Here is a 19,546-nt window from a genome sequence, read left to right as displayed (position 1 = left end):
CCCGCTGCCACGCCGTGTCGCGCTGGCGAGGGAGGGGGCAGCGTGGCCGCGTCGAGGCTGGTTGACGTGACATTGGTACGGACCTGGAGCCCGGCGGAACCGCAGGGCGAAGCCGGGTACCGCATCGTCTTCGCCATGGCGCTGGACGCGCAGGGCGCGCCGGACGGCCAGGCCTGGTTGGATGACCCAGACCCCTGGCCGGCAAGGCTGGAGGCGCCGGACGCGGCCCTGGCACATGGCGACGTGGCCTATGACGAGGAAGGCTGGTCGCTGCGCTTCCCGCACGGCAGCGTCCCGCTGGCGGACGCCCCGCCGCACCGCATCCTGGGCGGCGCCGGCTGGCTGCGGCCGGGGGAGGTGGTGACCATCCGCACCCCGGAGGGCACCGAGGCCGCCTGGCGGGTGGTGGCGGTCGGCTGAGCGCCGGGGCGGCGCGCCGCCACAGGTCACCGCCAAAAGGAAAGGGCGCCCACCTTGCGGCGGACGCCCTTCCGAAAACTGGTGGAGCCATGGGGAGTCGAACCCCAGACCTCTTGAATGCCATTCAAGCGCTCTACCAACTGAGCTATGGCCCCGCACGCTTCAGCGCGAGGCCGGCCGTATAGCCGCCACTCGGGGGCTACGCAAGACTGCCACATGCGGCTTTTGCATCACCCCTTCCGCCCCGCCACGGACCCGCATAGGTTCCGGGGATCGGCGCTGGAAGGCACAGGGTGGCAATGGGCAAGATCTACGGGGATGCGACTTCGGCACTGGCCGGGCTGTTGCGGGACGGCATGACCATCATGTCCGGCGGCTTCGGCATCAGCGGCATACCCTCCGTCCTGATCGAGGCGATCCGGGAATCCGGCGTGAAGGACCTGACGGTCATCTCCAACAACGCCGGCATCGACGATGCGGGGCTCGGCCTGCTGCTGCACACGCGGCAGATCCGCAAGATGATCAGCTCCTATGTCGGGGAGAATGCGACCTTCGCGAAGCAGTACCTGGCCGGGGAACTCGAGATCGAGTTCAACCCGCAGGGCACGCTGGCGGAACGCATCCGCGCCGGCGGCGCCGGCATCCCGGCCTTCTTCACCAAGACCGGCTACGGCACGGCGGTGGCGGAGGGCAAGGAGACCCGGGAATTCGACGGCGAGCACTACGTGATGGAGCGCGGCCTGGTCGCCGACCTCGCCATCATCCACGCCTGGATGGCGGACCACGAGGGCAACCTCGTCTATCGGAAGACCGCGCGGAACTTCAATCCGGTGATGGCCACCGCGGCCAAGGTGACGGTGGCGCAGGTCGAGCACATCGTCCGCAACGGTGAGATCGAGGCCGACCACATCCACACCCCCGGCATCTTCGTGAAGCGCATGATCGCGCTGCCGCCGGATTTCCAGAAGCGCATCGAGCAGCGCACCACCCGCAAGCATCCCGCCCCGGCTGCGGCCGGGTCTGAATCGCCGGCCGTGGCCGGCGCCGAATCGCAGGCCTGAAAGGACCCTACCCATGCCCTGGACCCGCGACGAAATGGCGGCGCGCGCGGCGCGCGAGCTGCAGGACGGCTTCTACGTCAATCTCGGCATCGGCATCCCGACGCTGGTGGCGAACCATGTGCCGCCCGGCATGACGGTGCAGCTGCAATCCGAGAACGGCATGCTCGGCCTCGGCCCCTTCCCCTATGAGGGGGAGGAGGACCCGGACCTGATCAATGCCGGCAAGCAGACCATCACCCAGCTGCCCAGCAGCAGCTTCTTCGACAGCGCCCAGAGCTTCGGGATGATCCGCGGCGGGCATATCGACCTGTCGATCCTGGGCGCGCTGCAGGTGGCGCAGAATGGCGACCTGGCGAACTGGATGATCCCCGGGAAGATGGTGAAGGGGATGGGCGGCGCCATGGACCTGGTGGCCGGCGTCAAGCGCGTGATCGTGCTGATGGAGCACACCGCCGGCGGCAAGCCGAAGCTGCTGCGCGAATGCACCCTGCCGCTGACCGGCCGCCGGGTGGTGGACATCGTGGTGACGGAACTCGGCGTCTTCGGCATCGACAAGAAGGGCGATGGCCCGATGCGCCTGCTGGAGCTGGCCCCCGGCGTGACCGAGGCCGAGATCCGCGACAAGACCGAGGCGGAGTTCACCACCGCCCTGGCCGACGCCTGAATTCAGGCAGGGGGCGCCGCCCTGGCGCCCCCGCAGACAGATCCTACTGAAGCTGCGGCTGGCGGACCTGTTCGTAGCGCAGGCGGTCATCCTGCAGGATGCGGCGCAGCCGCTCCAGCTCCCTCTCCCGCTCCGCCAGGGAGCGTTCCCAATCGGCGCCGCCCGACTGGGTTGCGGAAGCGCGGGCGGTCGGCGCTGGCGCGGCGTACGCTGGCTGCGCCGGTGGGGCGCGGCGCACCGTGCGGCGCGGCGGGCTGCGGCGCCGCGTCGTGGGGGCGGCGGCGGGCACCGGCGGAGGCGGCACCCAATCCAGCAGCGGGATCGGCCCGCGCGCCTCGGCCTGGCCGCCCGGGGCGCCGGGCGTGAAGCCGGCGCCGGAGGAGAACGAAGGCGGTGCCGGCGTGCGTTCCCGGAACGCCTCGAAATCGGTCACGGTGGAGCCGAGCAGGTCGCGGCCCGGGCCGGAATCATTCCAGTGCTGCGCCAAAGCGGGCCGGTCGAGCATCAGCCCGAGGGCCAGGACGGCAGGCAGGGAGAGAAGGGCAAAGCGACGCATCGGGCGGTTTCCCATTTGGCTCAAGGGCCGGGCGACGCGGGGGCGCCTATCGGCCGGAAGATGGACGCCCCTGCCGCGCCGCACAAGCGATGAAAGGCCGATGCCGCCGGCAGGCGCCGCCTATAGCAGGCAGAGCGCCTCCAGCTCCCGCCGCAGGGCGGGGGGCAGGTCGGCCAGCCCGCTGGCGGCGGAGCTGCCGCGGGGTGCATCCGGCGGAGCCGCGGCGGCCTCCAGGTAGCGCCAGCCCTGGAACGGCTTCTGCGGCCGCGGTTCCAGCAGCACCAGCTCCGGGTCCAGCACCAGCCCGGCGCAGCTGCTGCCGTCGTCCCAGCGTTCCTCCCGCACCTCCAGGATGCGTTGGCGCACCCGGATGGCACCCGACAGCACCCAGTAGAGCGAACCGCCCTCCACCAGCTCCGCCGCCCGCTTCGGCATCATCCGGGTCTGGTGGCGCAGTGGCGGGTCCGCCACGGCACGCCGCGCCTGGCCAGCGGCGAGCTCGGCCACTTCCTTCGGTCCGACACAGAGCTTCAGCAGGTGCAGCATGTGGCGATGGATGTGGCCAATTCCGGAGTCCGCGCAAGCCCTTCCCGCAGGCTCTGCGACGGTACCCCGCCAGCCGGGCTGCTGGCGCGCCTGCCGCTAAAGCTTGCCCCGCCGCGTGATCCGGGGATAATCGGAAGCAACGAAACAGTCCAAGGGAGACAAACCATGCTTCGCCGCAACCTGCTGGGTGCGACAATCCTGGGCGCCGCCGCGCCAGCGCTGTTCGCGCCGGCCATCGCACAGCCGCGCAACGCGTCCTGGCCGCGCGCCCTGAACATGGGCACTGCCGCGCCCGGCGGCACCTATGCGCTGTACGGACCGGCCTGGGGCCAGATCGCGCAGGAAGCCACCGGCGTGCAGATCTCCTACCGCACGACGCAGGGCCCGAACCAGAACATCATCCTCGTGAACCGCAAGGAGATCGAGCTGGGCATGGCCACGATGGGCGTGGCGCTGCAGGCCTGGAACGGCGTCGGCGCCTGGACCCAGGGCAACAAGTTCCGCGACATCCGCGCGCTGTTCCCGATGTACGACACGCCGTTCCACGGCATCGCGCTGAAGCGCACCGGCATCACCAAGCATGCCGACCTGAACGGCAAGAGCGTCGGCGTCGGCCCGCGCGGCGGCACGCCGGGCACCTACTACCCGCAGCTTCTGCAGGAACTGGGCGTCACGCCTTCGGCCGTGCGCTACGGCTCGGCTTCCGACCTGGTGGGGCAGATCCAGGACGGGCTGCTGGACGCGTTCCTGTTCGCCTCCGGCGTGCCGGTGCCGGCCTTCTCCGAGATCGAGGTGCAGGCCGAGGTGAACTTCCTCGACTTCACGCAGGATGAGATCACCAAGCTGACGGCGAAATACCCGGAACTGGCGGCGGGCTCGCTGCCCATGGGCACCTATCGCACCCAGCAGAAGCCGCTCGGCATCGTCGGCATGTACAACTTCGCCATCGTCCACAAGTCGATCCCCGACGACCTGGCCTATGAGATCACCAAGTCGGTGCTGTCGCAGAACGCCCGGCTGAAGGCGGCGATCGCGGCGGCGTCGGAGACGCTGGCGGCGAATTGGACGAAGAACACCTTCCTGCCCTTCCACCCCGGTGCGGCGCGCTATCTGCGCGAAAGCGGCCAGCAGGTGCCGGACAACCTCGTCCAGGCCTGAACCAGCGCAGACGGGTCACGGAGCCGAACGTCAAGAGACGCTAACGGTTCCGTGATCGGTCTGCCGCAGTTGGCGTGCGAACCATTCACACGCTGGCAAGACCGCATCGTCATCCTGCAGCTCCAGTCGTTTTCGTGGAGCCTGCATTATGCGTTTCCTCCTCGACCTATCGGTCGGTCGCAAACTGGCGGCCTCCGCCGCGCTGACTTTGCTGCTGCTCGGCGGACTTGTGACCCTGGTCTGGCAGGAGACGTCCGGGATCATGTCCGAGCAGGCCGCCTCCGCGCGCATGCAATCGGCCATGGACCGGATGGAGGACGGCGCGGACCAGCTGCGTGAAGTGGCGGTGCTGGAACGCGACCTGATGCTGACGCATGACGAGGCCGGCCAGGTGCCGGCCTGGCAGGCGGTGGAGGCTGCGATCCGCACCGGCGTCAGCGGGGTGCAGGAAGCGGCGCAGGCCTCCGGCTCCCCCCGCGTGGCCGAGACCGCCACGGCCGTGGCCCAGGCGTCCGAAGCCTATCGCGAAGCGCTGGAAGTGGTCGCGCAGCTCCGCCTGCAGGTGATCCAGGCGCGCGACAAGGAACTGTTTCCGCTCTCCTCCGAATACGACAGCCTGTTCGAGGCGGTCTCCGCCAGCTTCGGCTTCGACCTGCCGGCCGACCAGCAGGATGACGCGCGGCACCGGCTGCTGACCGTGCATGGCGCGGTGAACGATGTGCGGATCGGCGTGCAGCGGTTGCTGGCGACCGGCGACGAGGCGCAGCTTCGCCGCGTGCGGCGCGGCATCGCGCAGGCCCGTGTGCACAGCCGCGGCCTGCTGGCGATCGAGGCGCCGGGCCGGCTGCGCGAGGATGTGAACCGCCTGGCGGAACGCGCGCAGGCGATCGGCCTGGCCGCCGCGAAGATCCTGGATGCCGGCGAGGAGATCGAGAAGGCACGCCGCGAACGCGTGACGGCGGCGCGGGCGGGGCTGCAGGACGCGATCCACGAACTCGGCACGGCCGGGCTGCAGGTGGCCACCGCGCAGCGGCAGCAGGTGATGCACCGCGCCGAGGTGGTGCGTGACGTCGGGATCTGGTCCGGCGGCGCCATCGGCCTGGTGCTGCTGCTGTCCTCCTTCGGCATGGCGCGTGGCATCGGCGCTCCGATGCGCCGGCTGTCCGCCGTGATGGCCCGCATCGCCAGCGGCGACGCCACGGCGACGGTGCCGGATCGCGGCCGCCGCGACGAGATCGGCCAGATGGCGGAGGCGCTGGAGGGCCTGCGCGCCACCGTCAATCGCGCCTTCGCCCAGAGCCAGATGATCGAGCAGCTTCCGGCGGCGGTGATGAGCGCCGACCCGAACGACAATTTCCGCATGACCTACATGAACGCGGAATCGAACCGCCTGATGGAATCCCTGCGCCGGGTGCTGCCGATCGCGCCGGACGAGATGCTGGGCCAGAGCATGGACGTGTTCCACAAGAACCCGGAGGCGCAGCGCGCCGTGCTGGCCGACCCGTCCCGCCTGCCGCATACCGGGCGGATCACCCTGGGCGACGAGGTGCTGGAGCTGCGCGTTTCGGCCATCCGCGACGCCGCCGGCAAATACAATGCCGCGATGCTGACCTGGAGCCTGGTGACGGAGCAGGTGCGGCTGGCCAATACCTTCGAGACGGAAGTCGGCGCGGTGGTGGCGGCGGTGGCCGAATCCGCGGCGCGCCTGCAGCAATCCGCCATCTCCCTTTCCGGCACCGCGGCGACCTCGGGCGAGGAAGCCGCGGCGGTTGCGGCGGCCGGCGGCCAGGCACAGGGCGACGTGCAGGCGGTGGCCGCGGCGGCGGAGGAGATGGCCAGCTCGGTCAGCGAAATCTCCCGCCAGGTGGGTGAGGCGGCGCAGGTCGCCAGCCGCGCCGTGACGGAAACCCGCGCCACGGACGCGACCGTGCAGGGCCTGTCCGAGGCGGCGGCGCGGATCGGCGACGTGGTGCGGCTGATCGGCGACATCGCCGGCCAGACCAACCTGCTGGCGCTGAACGCCACCATCGAGGCGGCGCGGGCGGGCGAGGCCGGCAAGGGCTTCGCGGTGGTCGCCAGCGAGGTGAAGTCCCTCGCCGGGCAGACCGCCAAGGCGACGGAGGAGATCGCCGCCCAGATCGGCCAGATGCAGCAGGCCACCAGCCAGGCGGTGGCCGCCATCCGCGGCATCGGCGCGACGGTGGAACGCACCAGCGAAATCGCCACGGCCATCGCCGCGGCGGTAGAGGAACAGGGCGCCGCGACGCAGGAAATCGCCCGCAGCGCCAGTCAGGTGGCGGATGCGACGCAGACCGTGGCACAGCGGATCGAGGGGGTGCGCGGCGCCGCCCAGGCCACCGGCGTGGCCGCCAGCGCCATGCGCGACGACAGCGGCGCGCTGGCCAACCAGGCGACCCAGCTGCGCCAGAAGACCGACAGCTTCCTGCGCGCCGTGCGGTCCATGTAGGGGCCGCGCCTGCCGGCGCCTTGCCGGTCTGGGGGCGGAGCGCCTAAGCCCACCCCCGGACAAGGCAGGAGCGGCAGCATGGGCTACAGGATGGCCGTGGTCGGCGCCACCGGGGCGGTGGGGCGGGAGATCCTCAAGACCCTGGCGGAACGTACCTTTCCCGTGGACCGCATGGTGGCGCTCGCCTCCGGCCGGTCCGCCGGGCAGCAGGTCTCCTTCGGGGATGACCAGGTGCTGACGGTGCAGTCGCTGGACAGCTTCGACTTCAAGGGCACCGACCTGGCGTTGTTCTCGCCAGGTGCCGCGATCAGCGCGGTGCATGCGCCGCGGGCCGCGGCCGCCGGCTGCGTCGTGATCGACAATACCAGCCAGTTCCGCATGGACCCCGACGTGCCACTGGTGGTGCCGGAGGTGAACCCGCAGGCGCTGGCCCGCTTCAAGAAGCGGCGGATCATCGCCAACCCGAACTGCTCCACCATCCAGATGGTGGTGGCGCTGAAGCCGCTGCACGATCTGGCGCGGGTGAAGCGGGTGGTCGTCTCCACCTACCAGGCCGTCTCCGGCGCGGGGCGGGAGGCGATGGACGAGCTGTGGTCGCAGACCCGCGGCGTGTACGTGAACGAGACTCCGCCCTCGGAGCAGTTTACCAAGCAGATCGCCTTCAACTGCATCCCGCATATCGACAATTTCCTCGGCGACGGTTCGACGCGGGAGGAGAAGAAGATGGCGGAGGAAACCCGCAAGATCCTCGGCCCGGATATCGCCGTGATGGCGACCTGCGTCCGCGTGCCGGTCTTCATCGGCCATGCCGAGGCGGTGCATGTGGAATTCGAGGAGCCGATCACCGAACAGCAGGCCTGGGAGGCGCTGCGCGAGGCGCCGGGCGTCATCGTGCTCGATCGCCGCGAGGATGGCGGCTACGCGACGCCGGCCGAGATCGCCGGCGAGGATTCGGTCTATGTCAGCCGCCTGCGCCGCGACCTGACGGTGCCGCACGGGCTCGCCTTCTGGTGCGTCTGTGACAATCTGCGGAAGGGCGCGGCGCTGAACGCGGTGCAGATCGCGGAGGAACTGGTGGCGCAGGGGCTGTTGGCCGCCTGACGGCCGCGCGCCACCATTCCCGACGGCGATGCCCGGAGGCAAAGACTGCGCGGCGGTGGCCCTCACGCCGCTGAAGAAGAATTGCGCCTGCTGAACGCGCGCGTCGCGGGTCGCGGCGCTGAGTTGCAGGCTGGGCAGGATTGTAGGGCGTTTCGACGCGCGAGAACGAGGGCCGCGGCGGTCAGCAAGGTCTCGTCCACGCCGTGGACAAGACCTCGACCCTCCCGGAGATGGTGCCTCCGGGCTCCGATCAGCTGACTGGTTGCCCAGAGGGGGCGACTCGCAGAAGGGCCTGAGCAAGCTCAGCGTCGTCCCCGATCATCCTGATCAGTTTTCGCAAGCCGTCCTCAAGTGCCAGGCGTGCATTGGCTCCGGTAGCCAATTGGAGGCTTGGAACAATTCCCTCGGCGGTAAAGGTCTTTGCGAGGACGAGCCGGCCGGATCGGTCAGTCAGGCGCACGTTGACAGACAGGTCGGCGTTCGCTGACCCGGCAAAGAATCCTGTGCGGAACTGGCTGAAGAAGCGCAGGACCTCGACGTCCAGCCGAGCGTCGCTTCCTCCGATTCTGAATCCTCTGGAAGTCAGTTCCTCTACGACTGCACGCTGAGTTTCGGCGATCACGTCGTTGGTGGAGATGATGGGAGCCATCTCCATCCCGTATCCATTGATCTTGTTGCTCACCCTGTCCCTGATCGTTCGGCCATCCCGCGTCTCGACTGTCACGCCAACTTCGCTGGCGCCCGGAATAGCTTGAACTCCAGGCGCCGCCACGTGCCGGACCTCAATGTAGTCGCGTTCAAGGGCGCACCCGCCCAACAGCAGGCACGCAAGAAGTAGGCGCCGCATCTCGATTCCTCCCCATTTGGATCGGAAGGGTATCAGGATCTATCGTTACGGGTAGTCTGCCCAGGCGTCGGCAGTCTTCTTGAGACGCCACCCGCCCCGGCGCTATGCCTGCGATGAGCACGAACCGGCGGCCTTCAAGGCTGCGCAAGTTGCGCCGAAACTTGTGGAGTGAGAGGCAACCTGAGTGCCGCTTCGGCGCGGAAATGCGGACGCGCAGTCGCGGTTAACCGCGTCTTCAGAACAACAGCCGCATGATCGTGGCCAGCGCCGCGCCGGCCGTCAGCAGCTTGTGCACCACGTCGAGCAGCGCCTTTGGCCAGCCGGGGCCGCTGCCGCGCGCGGCAGTATTGGCGCAGTTTCGGCGGGCGAAGCGGGGCAGTCGGGCCTTTGGGACTCGGGGGAGCATGCGAGCGAGGATATCATTCCTAATCACGCTGCCTATTCACGATTTGTTCTCCGATTTCCGCCAGCCTGCGTTGACGCTATGGCGCGGTGCACCATAAAACCCTGTCAACACTGTGCGCGCGCCCCCCAATCAGGCGCGTCATGAGGAGCGGGCACCGCATGTCATCAGTCCCAGACGCAAGCGACGCGACCATGCTGGGTCGCCGCACCGATGGCACGCCGGTCCGCCGGCCGCTGTCGCCACATCTGCAGGTCTACGACATGATGCAGATGACCAGCGCCATCTCCATCTCCCACCGTGCCACCGGCATCGCCTGGACCGCCGGCGCCGTGTTGATGGTGTGGTGGCTGGTGGCCGCGGCATCCGGGCCCGAGGCTTTCGACCGGGTGCAGTGGTTCCTCGGCTCCTTCGTCGGCATCCTGATGCTGATGGGCGTGACGGCCGCGGCCTGGTTCCACACCCTGGCTGGCGTGCGCCACCTGTTCTGGGATGCCGGCTATGGCTACGACATCCCGACCACCTACAAATCCGGCCGCGCGGTGCTGATCGGCACCGCGGTGCTGACGGCGCTGACCTGGCTCGCGCTGCTGATCTCCTGGTGAGGGGCGAGACCATGGAACAGACCACCCGCGCCACCACCCTCCGCACCCCGCTCGGCCGCGTCCGCGGCTCGGGTTCGGCCAAATCCGGCACGCATCACTGGTGGATGCAGCGCGTCACCTCACTGGCGCTGCTGCCGCTGACCGTCTGGTTCATCGCCATACTGGCCACCTCCGCCGGCATGACGCATCTGGAAGCGATGGCCTGGATCGGCCATCCGGTGAATGCGGTGCTGCTGCTGGCGCTGATCGGCCTGACCTTCCACCACACCGCCTCCGGGCTGCAGGTGGTGCTGGAGGACTACGCCAAGCCGGAATGGGTGAAGATCACCTCGATCCTGGCCGTGAAGGCGGTCTGCGCCTTGTTGGCGCTGGCGGCCGCCCTGGCCGTTTTGCGCCTTGCGGTCTGAGGCATTGCACCAAACTCGGTACCAAACGGCGCGGGCCATTTCGCCCCGCCTCACGGATGGACGGCAGGACAGATGAACGCCATCTCCAAGCCCGCAATCGGCGGCGGGGCCTATCGGATCGTCGACCACACCTATGACGTGGTCGTGGTCGGCGCGGGCGGTGCGGGGTTGCGCGCCACCTTCGGTATGGGGGCCTCCGGCCTCAAGACCGCCTGCATCACCAAGGTCTTCCCGACGCGCAGCCACACCGTGGCGGCCCAGGGCGGCGTCGGCGCCGCGCTCGGCAACATGGGCGAGGATGACTGGCGCTGGCACATGTACGACACCGTGAAGGGGTCGGACTGGCTGGGCGACCAGGATGCCATCGAATACATGTGCCGCGAGGCGATTCCTGCGATCATCGAGCTGGAGCACTACGGCGTCCCGTTCTCCCGCACCGAGGACGGCAAGATCTACCAGCGCCCCTTCGGCGGCCATATGCAGGACTACGGCAAGACGCCGGCGATGCGCGCCTGCGCCGCCGCGGACCGTACCGGCCACGCCATCCTGCACACGCTGTACCAGCAGGCGCTGAAGGCCAATTGCGAGTTCTTCGTCGAATACATCGCGCTCGACCTCATCATGGATGATGAGGGCGTCTGCCGCGGCGTTACCGCCTGGAACCTGGAAGACGGCAGCCTGCACCGCTTCCGCGCCCAGACCGTGGTGATGGCGACCGGCGGCTATGGCCGCGCCTATTTCTCCTGCACCTCCGCCCATACCTGCACCGGCGACGGCGGCGGCATGATCCTGCGCGCTGGCCTGCCGCTGCAGGACAACGAGTTCGTGCAGTTCCACCCGACCGGCATCTACGGCTCCGGCTGCCTCGTCACCGAAGGTGCGCGCGGCGAGGGTGGCTACCTCACCAACTCCGAGGGTGAGCGCTTCATGGAGCGCTATGCGCCGACGGCGAAGGACCTGGCGTCCCGCGACGTCGTCTCCCGCGCCATGTCGGTGGAGATCCGCGAAGGCCGCGGCGTCGGCCCGATGAAGGACCACATCCACCTGCACCTGGAACACCTGGGCGCCGATCTTCTTCACGAGCGCCTTCCCGGCATCTCGGAAACGGCAAAAATCTTTGCGGGCGTGGATGTGACGAAGGAGCCGATCCCGATGCTCCCCACCGTCCATTACAACATGGGCGGCATCCCGACGAACATCCACACCGAGGTCCTGAACCCCACGGCGCAGGACCAGGACCGGGTGGTGCGCGGGCTGATGGCGGTGGGCGAGGCGGCCTGCGTCTCCGTGCACGGCGCCAACCGCCTCGGCACCAACTCCCTGCTCGACCTGGTGGTGTTCGGCCGGGCCGCGGCGCATCGCGCGGCGGAGACCATCAAGCCGGGCGCCAGCCAGGCCCCGCTGCCGCCGGGCGCGGGCGAGTCCAGCTGGGCGCGCTTCGACAAGGTGCGCAACGCCAAGGGCGGCTCCACCGTCTCCGACGTCCGCCTGCAGATGCAGCGCACGATGCAGGAGCACGCGGCGGTGTTCCGCACCAGCGAGCTGCTGCGCGAGGGCGTCGCCAAGATGGGCAAGGTCGCCTCGAGCTACGACGACATCAAGATCGCCGACCGCAGCCTGATCTGGAACAGCGACCTGGTCGAGGCGCTGGAACTGGACAACCTCATCGGCAACGCGCTCACCACGATCCACGGCGCGGAAGCCCGCAAGGAAAGCCGCGGCGCGCATGCGCATGAGGATTTCCCGGACCGGGACGATGCGAACTGGATGAAGCACACCCTCGCCTGGGTGGACGACAACCGGAACGTGAAGCTGGATTATCGCGACGTGAAGATGCGCACCCTGACCAACGAGGTCCAGGTCTTCCCGCCCAAGGCGCGCGTGTACTAGGAGCCCGATCAGAGCCATGGCCACCTTCACGCTGCCGAAGAACTCCACGATCACCAAGGGAAAGCACTTTCCCGCGCCGGCTGGCGCGAAGAACGTGCGGGCCTTCAAGATCTATCGCTGGGACCCGGATTCCGGCGAGAACCCGCGTACCGACACCTACGACATCGACCTGGACCAGTGCGGGCCGATGGTCCTGGACGCGCTGATCAAGATCAAGAACGAGGTGGACAGCACGCTGACCTTCCGGCGTTCCTGCCGGGAGGGCATCTGCGGCTCCTGCTCGATGAACATCGACGGGCTGAACACGCTGGCCTGCCTGAAGCCGATCGAGGATGTGAAGGCCGAGGTCCGCATCCACCCGCTGCCGCACATGCCGGTGGTGAAGGACCTCGTTCCCGACCTGTCCCAGATCTACGCGCAGCTGCGCAGCGTGGAGCCCTGGCTGAAGGCCGACACCCCCCCGCCGCCGGATGGCGAGCGCCTCCAGTCGAAGGAGGAGCGCGCCAAGCTCGACGGGCTGTGGGAATGCATCCTGTGCTTCTGCTGCTCGACCGCCTGCCCGTCCTATTGGTGGAACGGCGACCGCTACCTCGGCCCGGCCGTACTGCTGCAGGCCTATCGCTGGATCGCGGACTCGCGCGATGAGCATACGGGCGACCGGCTGGATGCGCTGGAAGACCCGTTCAAGCTGTATCGCTGCCACACCATCATGAACTGCACCCGGACCTGCCCGAAGGGGCTGAACCCGGCGCAGGCCATCGGCGACATCAAGAAGATGCTCGCCGAACGGGTGGTCTGATCGACGCGGCAGGGCGGCCAGACCATGACCGCCCTGCTTGTCATCGCGCTGTTCTGCACGGCGCTGCTGTTCGGCGGCATGGCCTTCTTCGCCGCCCTGATCGCCCCCATCGTGTTCCGCGTGCTGCCGGGGGACATGGCCGGGCGCTTCATCCGCAGCGTCTTCCCGCCCTACTACCTCTGGGTGCTCGCCACCTCCGCCGCGGCCTGCGTGGCGCTGTTTCCGCTGTCGAAGCCCGATGCGGGCATCATGGCGGCCATAGCCGGCCTGACCGTCTTCCTGCGCCAGGTGCTGATGCCGCGCATCAACGCATTGTCGGACCGGGTGAAGGCGGGCGATGCCAGCGCCCAGCGCGGCTTCGACACAGGCCACCGGCTTTCCGTCGCCGCCAACCTGCTGCAACTCATCGCCGCCGGCGCGGTGCTCGCGGGATTTGTCCTGTAGGCCTGTTTCGGATGCATTCCGAGTCGCCTTGCGAAGCCGCAAGGCTTGAAATGCTTGAGCGCCGCAATAATCCGCTACTTTCCGGCGGCTGCGGGATCGATTAATCCTGAGTTCAGAAGCGGGCCATCCGTCCGTGCGCCCAATCCGGGAGGAAGTTCCATGAACCGCCGTGCCATGCTGGGCGCCGCCGCCGCGGCCGCGCCCCTCGCCCTCGCCACGCCTGCCGTCGCCCAGGCCAATCCGGAAGTGCGCTGGCGCGCCGCCTCCTCCTTCCCCCGCGTCTTCGACGTGCTCTACGGCACCTTCGAGAAGGTGGCCGCCCGCGTCGCCCAGCTCACGGAGGGCAAGTTCCGCATCCAGACCTTCCCGGCGGGCGAGATCGTCGGCGGCCTCCAGGTGCTGGACGCGGTGCAGGCCGGCACGATCGAGGCCGGGCACACCGCCTCCTACTACTACATCGGCAAGGAACCGGGCTTCGCCCCCTTCACCGCCATGTGCTTCGGCCTGAACACCCGCCAGCTCACCTCCTGGTACCGCTACGGCGGCGGCAACCAGCTCGCGGCCGAATTGCTGAACGAGTACAACATCCACGGCATCACCTGCGGCGACACCGGCGCGCAGATGGGCGGCTGGTTCCGCAACGAGATCACCTCCGTCGAGCAGCTCCGCGGCCTGAAGTTCCGCATCACGGGTCTCGCCGGGCAGCTGTTTACCCGCCTTGGTGCCGCGCCCACGCTGATCGCGCCCGCCGATATCTACCCCTCCCTGGAGCGCGGCGTGATCGATGCCGCGGAATTCGTCGGCCCGCACGACGATGAGCGCGCCAACTACGTGCGCGTCGCCCGCTACTACTACGCCCCGGGCTTCTGGGAGCCGGGCGCGCGGCTGCACTTCATGTCCAACATGCGCGCCTGGAACGCGCTGCCGGACCAGTACAAGCACGCGCTGGAAGTGGCCTGCGCCGAGGCGGATGCCGACATGGTCGCGCGCTACGACTTCATGAACCCGCAGGCCCTGCGCCGCCTGGTCGCCGCCGGCGCGCAGCTGCGCTTCTGGCCGCGCCCCGTGCTGGAAGCCGCCTGGAAGGCGAATGAGGAAATGAACGCGGACCTGGCCCGCGGCAATCCGCGCTTCGCCAAGATCATGGAAAGCTACACCCGCTTCCGCACCGAGCAGTTCCAGTGGTTCCGCATCGCCGAGAACAGCTACGATAACTTCGCCTTCTCCGCGGCGCAAACGGTTCGCTGAGCCGATAAATTCGCGGCCATCCCAGCCGGCGCGCCATCGCGGCGCGCCGGCCACTGCCGTATAGCCGGGGACGACACCGGTACGGATGAGGCACGGATGGATCTCGGGACGCTACTGTCTGCCCTGGCCATGGGCGTGGTCGAGGGCGCGACTGAATTCCTGCCCATCTCCTCCACCGGCCACCTCATCCTCCTCGGCGAACTCATCGGCTTCCAGGGACCGCCCGGGAAGACCTTCGAAATCTGCATCCAGCTCGGCGCCGTCCTCGCCGTCATCGTCGTGTTCCGCGCCACGCTCTGGCGACTGGCCACACTGGCCTGGAAACCCGGCCCGGAACGCTTCTACGCGCAGAACCTGATCCTGGCCTTCCTGCCCGCCGCCTTCCTGGGCGCCACCTTCCACGGCACCATCACCCGCCTGCTGTTCAGCCCCTGGGTGGTCTGCTTCGCGCTGATCCTCGGCGGCATCGCCATCATCGCCATCGAACGCTGGCGCCCCACCCCCTCCATCCACACCGTGCCCCAGATGGGCCCCCTCGCAGCCCTGCTGATCGGCTTCGGCCAGGCACTCGCCATGATCCCGGGCACCTCCCGCTCCGGTGCCACCATCATCACCGCGCTCCTCGTCGGCGTCGAACGACGCACCGCCGCGGAATTCAGCTTTGTCCTCGCCATCCCCACCATGTTCGCCGCCACCGCCTACAGCCTCTACAAGGCCCGCGCGGAACTGGACCTGTCCGATCTCGGCCAGATCAGCATCGGCTTCGTCACCGCCTTCGCGGTCGCCCTGGTCATCGTGCAATGGCTGATGCGCGTCATCTCCCGCATCGGCTTCACCCCCTTCGGCTACTACCGCATCGCCCTCGGCACCCTCATGCTCGCCTTTCTGATCCTGCGCTGAGACTGGGCGGCCCTGGGGGCTCGAGTTGCCTGCAGGGGGACGCTGTCCCCCTGCACCCCCTGCCAGGGGCCTCGGGCCCCTGGACCGCGAGGACCTTGAGCAGAAATGGAGAGGGGGCCAGCAGTCCCGCTGAACAGGCGGTTGCTCCGGCCCTCTCTCCATTTCTGCTCATATTCATGGGTTCAAAGGGCCAAAGCCCTTTGCGGGGAGGTGCAGGAGGGGCAGCGCCCCTCCTGCAATCACCCGCGCCCCCCCCGGCCATCCCGGTCTCGGCGTCAGTTTCCGAAGAGGCGTTGCAGGCGGTTGGTGATGTCGGGGAGGGTGAGGCCGGAGGACGGCGGTGGGGTGCTGCCTTCCGGCACGCGGGCGCGGAAGCGGGCCAGGGCGGTCTGGGTCTGGTTCAGGCGGAGTTCGGCGGGGTCGGCGCGGTCGGAGCCGGCGCCGAGGCCGGTCATGCGGACCAGGGCGGTTTCGGCGGTGGCGAGTTCGCTGGCGGCGCGGGGTGCGTCTTCGGGGCGTGGGGCGCAGACCAGGCTGCGGCCTTCCAGGGTGCAGGGCAGTTCGAAGTAGCGGTTGGGTGGGAAGCGGAGTTGTGCGGTGCCGGTCACGGCCAGCAGGCCGCGGCTGGCGGATTCGAGGGAGAGGTCGCGCGCGGCGATGACGGGCACCAGGTGTCCGCCGCGGTCCTGCACTTCGAGGACGAGGGAGGATCCGGTCGCGCTCTGCGATTGTTCCACGGGTTCGCGGTGGCGCAGCAGGCAGTCGGCGCGGTCGGTCATGCGGTCCTGCAGGCAGGACAGGCGCCAGGAGCCGATTTCCTCCGGCACCTGGCCTTGGACGCTCGGCACGGGTTGTGCGTTGCCGAGGGTGGCGGCGACCATGAAGGTCGCGAGGGGGAGCGCGATGCGGATCATGTTGCGCAGATGGGATGCGGGAGGCGTGGGTTCCATGGATCAGGTGCGGTTTCAGGATGGTGTCACGGTGCCGGCGCTCGGCCACGGCAGTTGGCGGATGGGTGAGGGTGGGGATCGGCGGGCGGAGGCGGATGCGCTGCGGCTCGGCCTGGATCTGGGCCTGAAGCTGATCGACACGGCGGAGATGTATGGCGAGGGCGGCGCGGAGGAGGTGGTGGGCGATGCCATCGCCGGGCGGCGGGAGGAGGTGTTCCTCGTCTCCAAGGTCTATCCGCACAATGCGTCCGCGAAGAAACTGCCGCTGGCCCTGGCGGCCAGCCTGAAGCGGCTGCGGGTGGAGCGGCTGGACCTGTACCTGCTGCATTGGCGGGGCGGCGTGCCGCTGGCGGAGACGGTGCAGGCGATGGAGGCGGCGCTGGCCAGGGGCCAGATCGCGCGCTGGGGCGTGTCCAACCTGGATGTCGACGACCTGGAGGAGTTGGGCCCGGCGCTGGCGGATTGCGCCACGGACCAGGTGCTGTGGAACCTGGAGGCGCGCGGCGTGGAATATGACCTGCTGCCCTTCTGCGCGGCGCGGGCGATGCCGGTGATGGCCTATTCCCCGATCGGCCAGGGCGGCGCCTTGTTGCGGCATAAGGCCTTGCGGGTGGTGGCGGAGCGGCATGGCGTGGCGCCGGCGCAGGTGGCGCTGGCTTTCGTTCTCGCGCGGCCGGGGGTGATCGCCATTCCGAAGGCGAGCGACCCGGCGCATCTTCGCGCCAATGTCGCGGCGCGGGATTTGCGGCTGACGGAGCAGGACTTGGCCGAAATCGACGCCGCCTTCCCGCCGCCGAAGCGCAAGCGACCGCTCGAGATGATCTGAGCGGGGCGGCTACCCTCGCTTGCGGACGAATTCCGTGCGCAGCACCAGCCCCTTGATGCTGTCGTGCCGGCAGTCGATTTCCTCGGGATTGTCGGTCAGGCGGATGGAGCGGATGACCGTGCCCTGCTTCAGCGTCTGATTGGCGCCCTTCACCTTCAGATCCTTGATCAGGGTGACGGAATCGCCATCGGCCAGGGCATTGCCGGCGGCATCGCGGATGACCGCCGGGCCGGGCGTGGTGGCGGCGGCGATTTCGCTGGCGGGGCGCCATTCGCCGGTCGCCTCGTCGAAGACATACTCGTCGTCAGCCATCTGGTTCGCTCTCCGCGTCGCGGCGCTTTCGCCCGGCCTGGGCGGCGCCGCAAGGGGCGGGCTACCAGTAGCCGGCCATGATCTCCCGCGCCCAGTCGGGCTCGCGGATTTCGCCGCGCGGGTCGAAGCCGGTCATGTGCGGCTTGATGTCGAAGACCGGGCTGCCGGCAATCGCATCCAGCCCGCGCACCCGCAGCACCAGGCCCTGGGCGGAGAGCAGCGTGCAGGTGGTCACGCCGATCCGGTTTGGCCGCGGCGCGCCGCGCTGGGCCAGGATGCCCATGCGCGGCCAGTCCTGGCGGCCGCGCGGGTGTCGGGCGTTGTCCTCCACCGAAGCTGCGTCCAGGCGGTGGAAGCCGAACACCACCAGGATGTGGCTGAACTGATCGAGCCCCAGCGCCGCGTCCGGCCCCAGCACGGCGGGGTCCAGCCGGATTTCGGCCTCGACGCTGTCCCAGGCATCGTCGAGGGGTTCCGCCCGGCCGCCATCGACCGTGCCGATCGGGACCAGCTTCATTGGAAGATCGGCACCGAGGGGATGTCCGGCGTTGAGACCGGCGGCGGCAGGTCGATGATGACGGTGCTCGGGTCCACCCGCGGTCCGCGGTCCAGCCAGTAGGTCACGCTCTGCGGCCAGAAGATCACCACAGCCACCAACAGCAGCTGCAGGCCCAGCCAGGGGATGGCGCCCAGGTAGATGTCCCGCGTCAGCACCGATTTCGGCGCCACGCCGCGCAGGTAGAACAGCGCGAAGCCGAAGGGCGGGTGCATGAAGGCGGTCTGCATGTTGATGCAGATGAGCACGCCGAACCACACCAGGTCGATGCCGAGCGACTTGGCCACCGGGGCCAGCAGCGGGATGACGATGAAGGCGATCTCGAAGAAGTCGAGGAAGAAGGCCAGGAAGAAGATGAAGATATTGACGAAGACCAGGAAGCCGGTCTGACCGCCCGGCAGCAGGCCGAGCAAATGCTCGATCCAGATGCCGCCATCCACCCCCTGGAACACCAGGGTGAAGACCGTGGCGCCGATCAGGATGAAGATGACCATGCTGGTGATCCGCATGGTATTGCCCATCGCCTGGCGGATCAGCGGCCAGGTCAGCCGCCGGTTCAGCGCGGCCAGCACCACGGCGCCGACCACGCCCATGGCGCCGGCCTCGGTGGGGGTGGCGAGGCCGAGGAAGATGGTGCCGAGCACCATGAAGATCAGGCCCATCGACGGGACCATGCCCTTCAGCACCCGCCACCACAGCCGCCAGTCACGCGGTGCCAGCGCCTCCGCCGGCAGCGGCGGCACCTTGTGCGGCTGGAAGATGGACACGCCCCAGATGAACAGCAGGAACAGCGATATCTGCAGCAGCGACGGCCCGATGGCGCCGGCATACATGTCCCCCACGCTCTGCCCGAGCTGGTCCGACAGCACGATCAACACGAGCGAGGGCGGGATGACCTGGGTGATGGTGCCCGACGCGGCGATCACGCCCGTCGCGATCCGCATGTCGTAGCCGTAGCGCATCATGATCGGCAGGCTGATCATGCCCATGGAGATGACGCTGGCGGCGACCGTGCCGGTGATGGCGCCCAGGATGGCGCCGACGATGATGACGGCATAGGCCAACCCGCCGGGGATCTTGCCGAAGAGCTGGCCGGTGCCCTCCAGCAGGTCCTCCGCCAGCCCGCAGCGTTCCAGCACGGCGCCCATCAGCGTGAAGAACGGGATCGCCAGCAGCAAATCGTTGGACAGGATGCCGAAGACCCGCAGCGGCAGGTTGAACATCCAGGCTTCCGGGAAGAAGCCGAGCTCGATGGAGATGAAGCCGAAGAACAGCCCGACGGCGGCCAGGGAGAAGGCCGCGGGGAAGCCTATCAGCAGGAACACCACCAGCCCGCCGAACATCAGCGGCGGCATGATATCCTCATGGAGCATCGTATCAGGCCTT

At 68.7% G+C, this 19,546-nt stretch carries 22 protein-coding genes and 1 tRNA gene; 14 read left to right on the top strand and 9 right to left on the bottom strand.

Translation table 11 applies throughout. The annotated features are described in order from the left end of the window. Positions 1 to 66 precede the first annotated feature (66 nt). Positions 67 to 420 carry a hypothetical protein gene (locus tag HB662_RS08400; RefSeq protein ID WP_168049114.1) on the top strand — a complete coding sequence of 118 codons (354 nt, stop codon included), beginning with the start codon at positions 67 to 69 and terminating at the stop codon, positions 418 to 420. A 79-nt stretch (positions 421 to 499) separates the two neighbouring features. On the opposite strand, the gene HB662_RS08395 is transcribed toward HB662_RS08400, so the two are convergent. Beyond that, a tRNA-Ala gene (locus tag HB662_RS08395) sits at positions 500 to 575 on the bottom strand. Between the two features lie 144 nt (positions 576 to 719). On the opposite strand from HB662_RS08395, the gene HB662_RS08390 reads away from it, so the two are divergent. Then, positions 720 to 1,481 (top strand): CoA transferase subunit A, encoded by a 762-nt coding sequence (locus HB662_RS08390; protein WP_168049112.1) that lies wholly within the window; start codon positions 720 to 722, stop codon positions 1,479 to 1,481. A gap of 13 nt (positions 1,482 to 1,494) precedes the next feature. Continuing rightward, positions 1,495 to 2,145: a CoA transferase subunit B gene (locus HB662_RS08385; protein ID WP_168049110.1), complete on the top strand. Its 651-nt coding sequence runs from the start codon at positions 1,495 to 1,497 to the stop codon at positions 2,143 to 2,145. A gap of 43 nt (positions 2,146 to 2,188) precedes the next feature. On the opposite strand, the gene HB662_RS08380 is transcribed toward HB662_RS08385, so the two are convergent. Continuing rightward, a complete protein-coding gene (locus HB662_RS08380) occupies positions 2,189 to 2,701 on the bottom strand; it encodes a hypothetical protein (protein WP_168049108.1) in 513 nt (170 codons plus the stop codon). 120 nt (positions 2,702 to 2,821) lie between these two features. Beyond that, positions 2,822 to 3,247, bottom strand: a complete 426-nt coding sequence (locus tag HB662_RS08375; protein WP_168049106.1) for a DUF1489 family protein — start codon at positions 3,245 to 3,247, stop codon at positions 2,822 to 2,824. 165 nt (positions 3,248 to 3,412) lie between these two features. Here HB662_RS08375 and HB662_RS08370 point away from each other — a divergent pair, with 165 nt between their 5' ends. From HB662_RS08370 to HB662_RS08360, 3 genes are all read left to right on the top strand, one after another. Further along, positions 3,413 to 4,405 (top strand): TAXI family TRAP transporter solute-binding subunit, encoded by a 993-nt coding sequence (locus HB662_RS08370; RefSeq protein ID WP_168049104.1) that lies wholly within the window; start codon positions 3,413 to 3,415, stop codon positions 4,403 to 4,405. A gap of 148 nt (positions 4,406 to 4,553) precedes the next feature. Continuing rightward, positions 4,554 to 6,872 carry a methyl-accepting chemotaxis protein gene (locus tag HB662_RS29665; RefSeq protein WP_168049102.1) on the top strand — a complete coding sequence of 773 codons (2,319 nt, stop codon included), beginning with the start codon at positions 4,554 to 4,556 and terminating at the stop codon, positions 6,870 to 6,872. A gap of 78 nt (positions 6,873 to 6,950) precedes the next feature. Continuing rightward, complete coding sequence (locus tag HB662_RS08360) at positions 6,951 to 7,973, top strand: aspartate-semialdehyde dehydrogenase (RefSeq protein WP_168049100.1); 1,023 nt, start codon at positions 6,951 to 6,953, stop codon at positions 7,971 to 7,973. Positions 7,974 to 8,223: 250 nt separating this feature from the next. Here HB662_RS08360 and HB662_RS08355 read toward each other — a convergent pair whose 3' ends face one another. Beyond that, entirely contained in the window at positions 8,224 to 8,820 is a 597-nt protein-coding gene (locus HB662_RS08355) for a YajG family lipoprotein (RefSeq protein WP_168049098.1), read from the bottom strand. 235 nt (positions 8,821 to 9,055) lie between these two features. Beyond that, positions 9,056 to 9,226, bottom strand: coding sequence for a hypothetical protein (locus HB662_RS08350; protein WP_168049096.1), 171 nt, complete (start codon positions 9,224 to 9,226; stop codon positions 9,056 to 9,058). A 158-nt stretch (positions 9,227 to 9,384) separates the two neighbouring features. On the opposite strand from HB662_RS08350, the gene sdhC reads away from it, so the two are divergent. The 7 genes from sdhC to HB662_RS08315 all read left to right on the top strand — a co-directional run bounded on the left by sdhC (position 9,385) and on the right by HB662_RS08315 (position 15,516). Beyond that, positions 9,385 to 9,828: a succinate dehydrogenase, cytochrome b556 subunit gene (gene sdhC, locus HB662_RS08345; protein WP_168049094.1), complete on the top strand. Its 444-nt coding sequence runs from the start codon at positions 9,385 to 9,387 to the stop codon at positions 9,826 to 9,828. 11 nt (positions 9,829 to 9,839) lie between these two features. Then, positions 9,840 to 10,235: a succinate dehydrogenase, hydrophobic membrane anchor protein gene (sdhD, locus tag HB662_RS08340; RefSeq protein ID WP_168049092.1), complete on the top strand. Its 396-nt coding sequence runs from the start codon at positions 9,840 to 9,842 to the stop codon at positions 10,233 to 10,235. Positions 10,236 to 10,307: 72 nt separating this feature from the next. Then, positions 10,308 to 12,125, top strand: coding sequence for a succinate dehydrogenase flavoprotein subunit (gene sdhA, locus HB662_RS08335; RefSeq protein WP_168049090.1), 1,818 nt, complete (start codon positions 10,308 to 10,310; stop codon positions 12,123 to 12,125). 16 nt (positions 12,126 to 12,141) lie between these two features. After that, entirely contained in the window at positions 12,142 to 12,924 is a 783-nt protein-coding gene (locus tag HB662_RS08330) for a succinate dehydrogenase iron-sulfur subunit (RefSeq protein ID WP_168049088.1), read from the top strand. 24 nt (positions 12,925 to 12,948) lie between these two features. Further along, complete coding sequence (locus HB662_RS08325) at positions 12,949 to 13,368, top strand: DUF4149 domain-containing protein (RefSeq protein ID WP_168049086.1); 420 nt, start codon at positions 12,949 to 12,951, stop codon at positions 13,366 to 13,368. A gap of 159 nt (positions 13,369 to 13,527) precedes the next feature. Continuing rightward, positions 13,528 to 14,616, top strand: a complete 1,089-nt coding sequence (locus tag HB662_RS08320) for a TRAP transporter substrate-binding protein (RefSeq protein WP_168049084.1) — start codon at positions 13,528 to 13,530, stop codon at positions 14,614 to 14,616. 96 nt (positions 14,617 to 14,712) lie between these two features. Continuing rightward, entirely contained in the window at positions 14,713 to 15,516 is an 804-nt protein-coding gene (locus HB662_RS08315) for an undecaprenyl-diphosphate phosphatase (protein ID WP_168049082.1), read from the top strand. A gap of 275 nt (positions 15,517 to 15,791) precedes the next feature. Here HB662_RS08315 and HB662_RS08310 read toward each other — a convergent pair whose 3' ends face one another. After that, on the bottom strand, positions 15,792 to 16,466 hold the full coding sequence (locus tag HB662_RS08310; protein ID WP_168049080.1) for a hypothetical protein: 675 nt from the start codon (positions 16,464 to 16,466) through the stop codon (positions 15,792 to 15,794). On the opposite strand from HB662_RS08310, the gene HB662_RS08305 reads away from it, so the two are divergent. Next, the gene (locus tag HB662_RS08305; protein WP_168049078.1) at positions 16,465 to 17,292 is read left to right on the top strand and encodes an aldo/keto reductase; all 828 of its coding nucleotides are present in this window, start codon (positions 16,465 to 16,467) and stop codon (positions 17,290 to 17,292) included. The two genes, HB662_RS08310 and HB662_RS08305, sit on opposite strands and share 2 nt — an antisense overlap. A 9-nt stretch (positions 17,293 to 17,301) precedes the next feature. Here the strand turns inward: HB662_RS08305 and HB662_RS08300 are convergent, their stop codons facing one another. From HB662_RS08300 to HB662_RS08290, 3 genes are all read right to left on the bottom strand, one after another. Beyond that, positions 17,302 to 17,604 (bottom strand): alkylphosphonate utilization protein, encoded by a 303-nt coding sequence (locus tag HB662_RS08300; RefSeq protein ID WP_168049076.1) that lies wholly within the window; start codon positions 17,602 to 17,604, stop codon positions 17,302 to 17,304. A 61-nt stretch (positions 17,605 to 17,665) separates the two neighbouring features. Continuing rightward, positions 17,666 to 18,121 (bottom strand): SAM-dependent methyltransferase, encoded by a 456-nt coding sequence (locus HB662_RS08295; RefSeq protein ID WP_168049074.1) that lies wholly within the window; start codon positions 18,119 to 18,121, stop codon positions 17,666 to 17,668. Next, a complete protein-coding gene (locus tag HB662_RS08290) occupies positions 18,118 to 19,533 on the bottom strand; it encodes a TRAP transporter large permease (protein ID WP_168049072.1) in 1,416 nt (471 codons plus the stop codon). The genes HB662_RS08295 and HB662_RS08290 overlap by 4 nt, the downstream gene beginning before the upstream one ends. Positions 19,534 to 19,546: the final 13 nt, after the last annotated feature.

Origin of the sequence: Falsiroseomonas frigidaquae, from assembly GCF_012163145.1 — a bacterium.
GTDB classification, from domain to species: domain Bacteria; phylum Pseudomonadota; class Alphaproteobacteria; order Acetobacterales; family Acetobacteraceae; genus Falsiroseomonas; species Falsiroseomonas frigidaquae.
This window is presented reverse-complemented; position numbering and strand designations above follow the sequence as displayed.

Excerpts from the sequence above, each read along its gene's own strand:
- HB662_RS08320 (WP_168049084.1), top strand. The coding sequence starts at position 13,528 with ATGAACCGCCGTGCCATGCTGGGCGCCGCCGCCGCGGCCGCGCCCCTC.
- HB662_RS08290 (WP_168049072.1), bottom strand. The coding sequence starts at position 19,533 with ATGCTCCATGAGGATATCATGCCGCCGCTGATGTTCGGCGGGCTGGTG.
- HB662_RS08315 (WP_168049082.1), top strand. The coding sequence starts at position 14,713 with ATGGATCTCGGGACGCTACTGTCTGCCCTGGCCATGGGCGTGGTCGAG.
- HB662_RS08390 (WP_168049112.1), top strand. The coding sequence starts at position 720 with ATGGGCAAGATCTACGGGGATGCGACTTCGGCACTGGCCGGGCTGTTG.
- HB662_RS08295 (WP_168049074.1), bottom strand. The coding sequence starts at position 18,121 with ATGAAGCTGGTCCCGATCGGCACGGTCGATGGCGGCCGGGCGGAACCC.
- sdhC (WP_168049094.1), top strand. The coding sequence starts at position 9,385 with ATGTCATCAGTCCCAGACGCAAGCGACGCGACCATGCTGGGTCGCCGC.
- HB662_RS08355 (WP_168049098.1), bottom strand. The coding sequence starts at position 8,820 with ATGCGGCGCCTACTTCTTGCGTGCCTGCTGTTGGGCGGGTGCGCCCTT.
- HB662_RS08310 (WP_168049080.1), bottom strand. The coding sequence starts at position 16,466 with ATGGAACCCACGCCTCCCGCATCCCATCTGCGCAACATGATCCGCATC.
- HB662_RS08325 (WP_168049086.1), top strand. The coding sequence starts at position 12,949 with ATGACCGCCCTGCTTGTCATCGCGCTGTTCTGCACGGCGCTGCTGTTC.
- HB662_RS08330 (WP_168049088.1), top strand. The coding sequence starts at position 12,142 with ATGGCCACCTTCACGCTGCCGAAGAACTCCACGATCACCAAGGGAAAG.
- HB662_RS08350 (WP_168049096.1), bottom strand. The coding sequence starts at position 9,226 with ATGCTCCCCCGAGTCCCAAAGGCCCGACTGCCCCGCTTCGCCCGCCGA.
- HB662_RS08360 (WP_168049100.1), top strand. The coding sequence starts at position 6,951 with ATGGGCTACAGGATGGCCGTGGTCGGCGCCACCGGGGCGGTGGGGCGG.
- HB662_RS08300 (WP_168049076.1), bottom strand. The coding sequence starts at position 17,604 with ATGGCTGACGACGAGTATGTCTTCGACGAGGCGACCGGCGAATGGCGC.
- HB662_RS08305 (WP_168049078.1), top strand. The coding sequence starts at position 16,465 with ATGGATCAGGTGCGGTTTCAGGATGGTGTCACGGTGCCGGCGCTCGGC.
- HB662_RS29665 (WP_168049102.1), top strand. The coding sequence starts at position 4,554 with ATGCGTTTCCTCCTCGACCTATCGGTCGGTCGCAAACTGGCGGCCTCC.
- sdhD (WP_168049092.1), top strand. The coding sequence starts at position 9,840 with ATGGAACAGACCACCCGCGCCACCACCCTCCGCACCCCGCTCGGCCGC.
- HB662_RS08385 (WP_168049110.1), top strand. The coding sequence starts at position 1,495 with ATGCCCTGGACCCGCGACGAAATGGCGGCGCGCGCGGCGCGCGAGCTG.
- HB662_RS08380 (WP_168049108.1), bottom strand. The coding sequence starts at position 2,701 with ATGCGTCGCTTTGCCCTTCTCTCCCTGCCTGCCGTCCTGGCCCTCGGG.
- HB662_RS08375 (WP_168049106.1), bottom strand. The coding sequence starts at position 3,247 with ATGCTGCACCTGCTGAAGCTCTGTGTCGGACCGAAGGAAGTGGCCGAG.
- sdhA (WP_168049090.1), top strand. The coding sequence starts at position 10,308 with ATGAACGCCATCTCCAAGCCCGCAATCGGCGGCGGGGCCTATCGGATC.
- HB662_RS08370 (WP_168049104.1), top strand. The coding sequence starts at position 3,413 with ATGCTTCGCCGCAACCTGCTGGGTGCGACAATCCTGGGCGCCGCCGCG.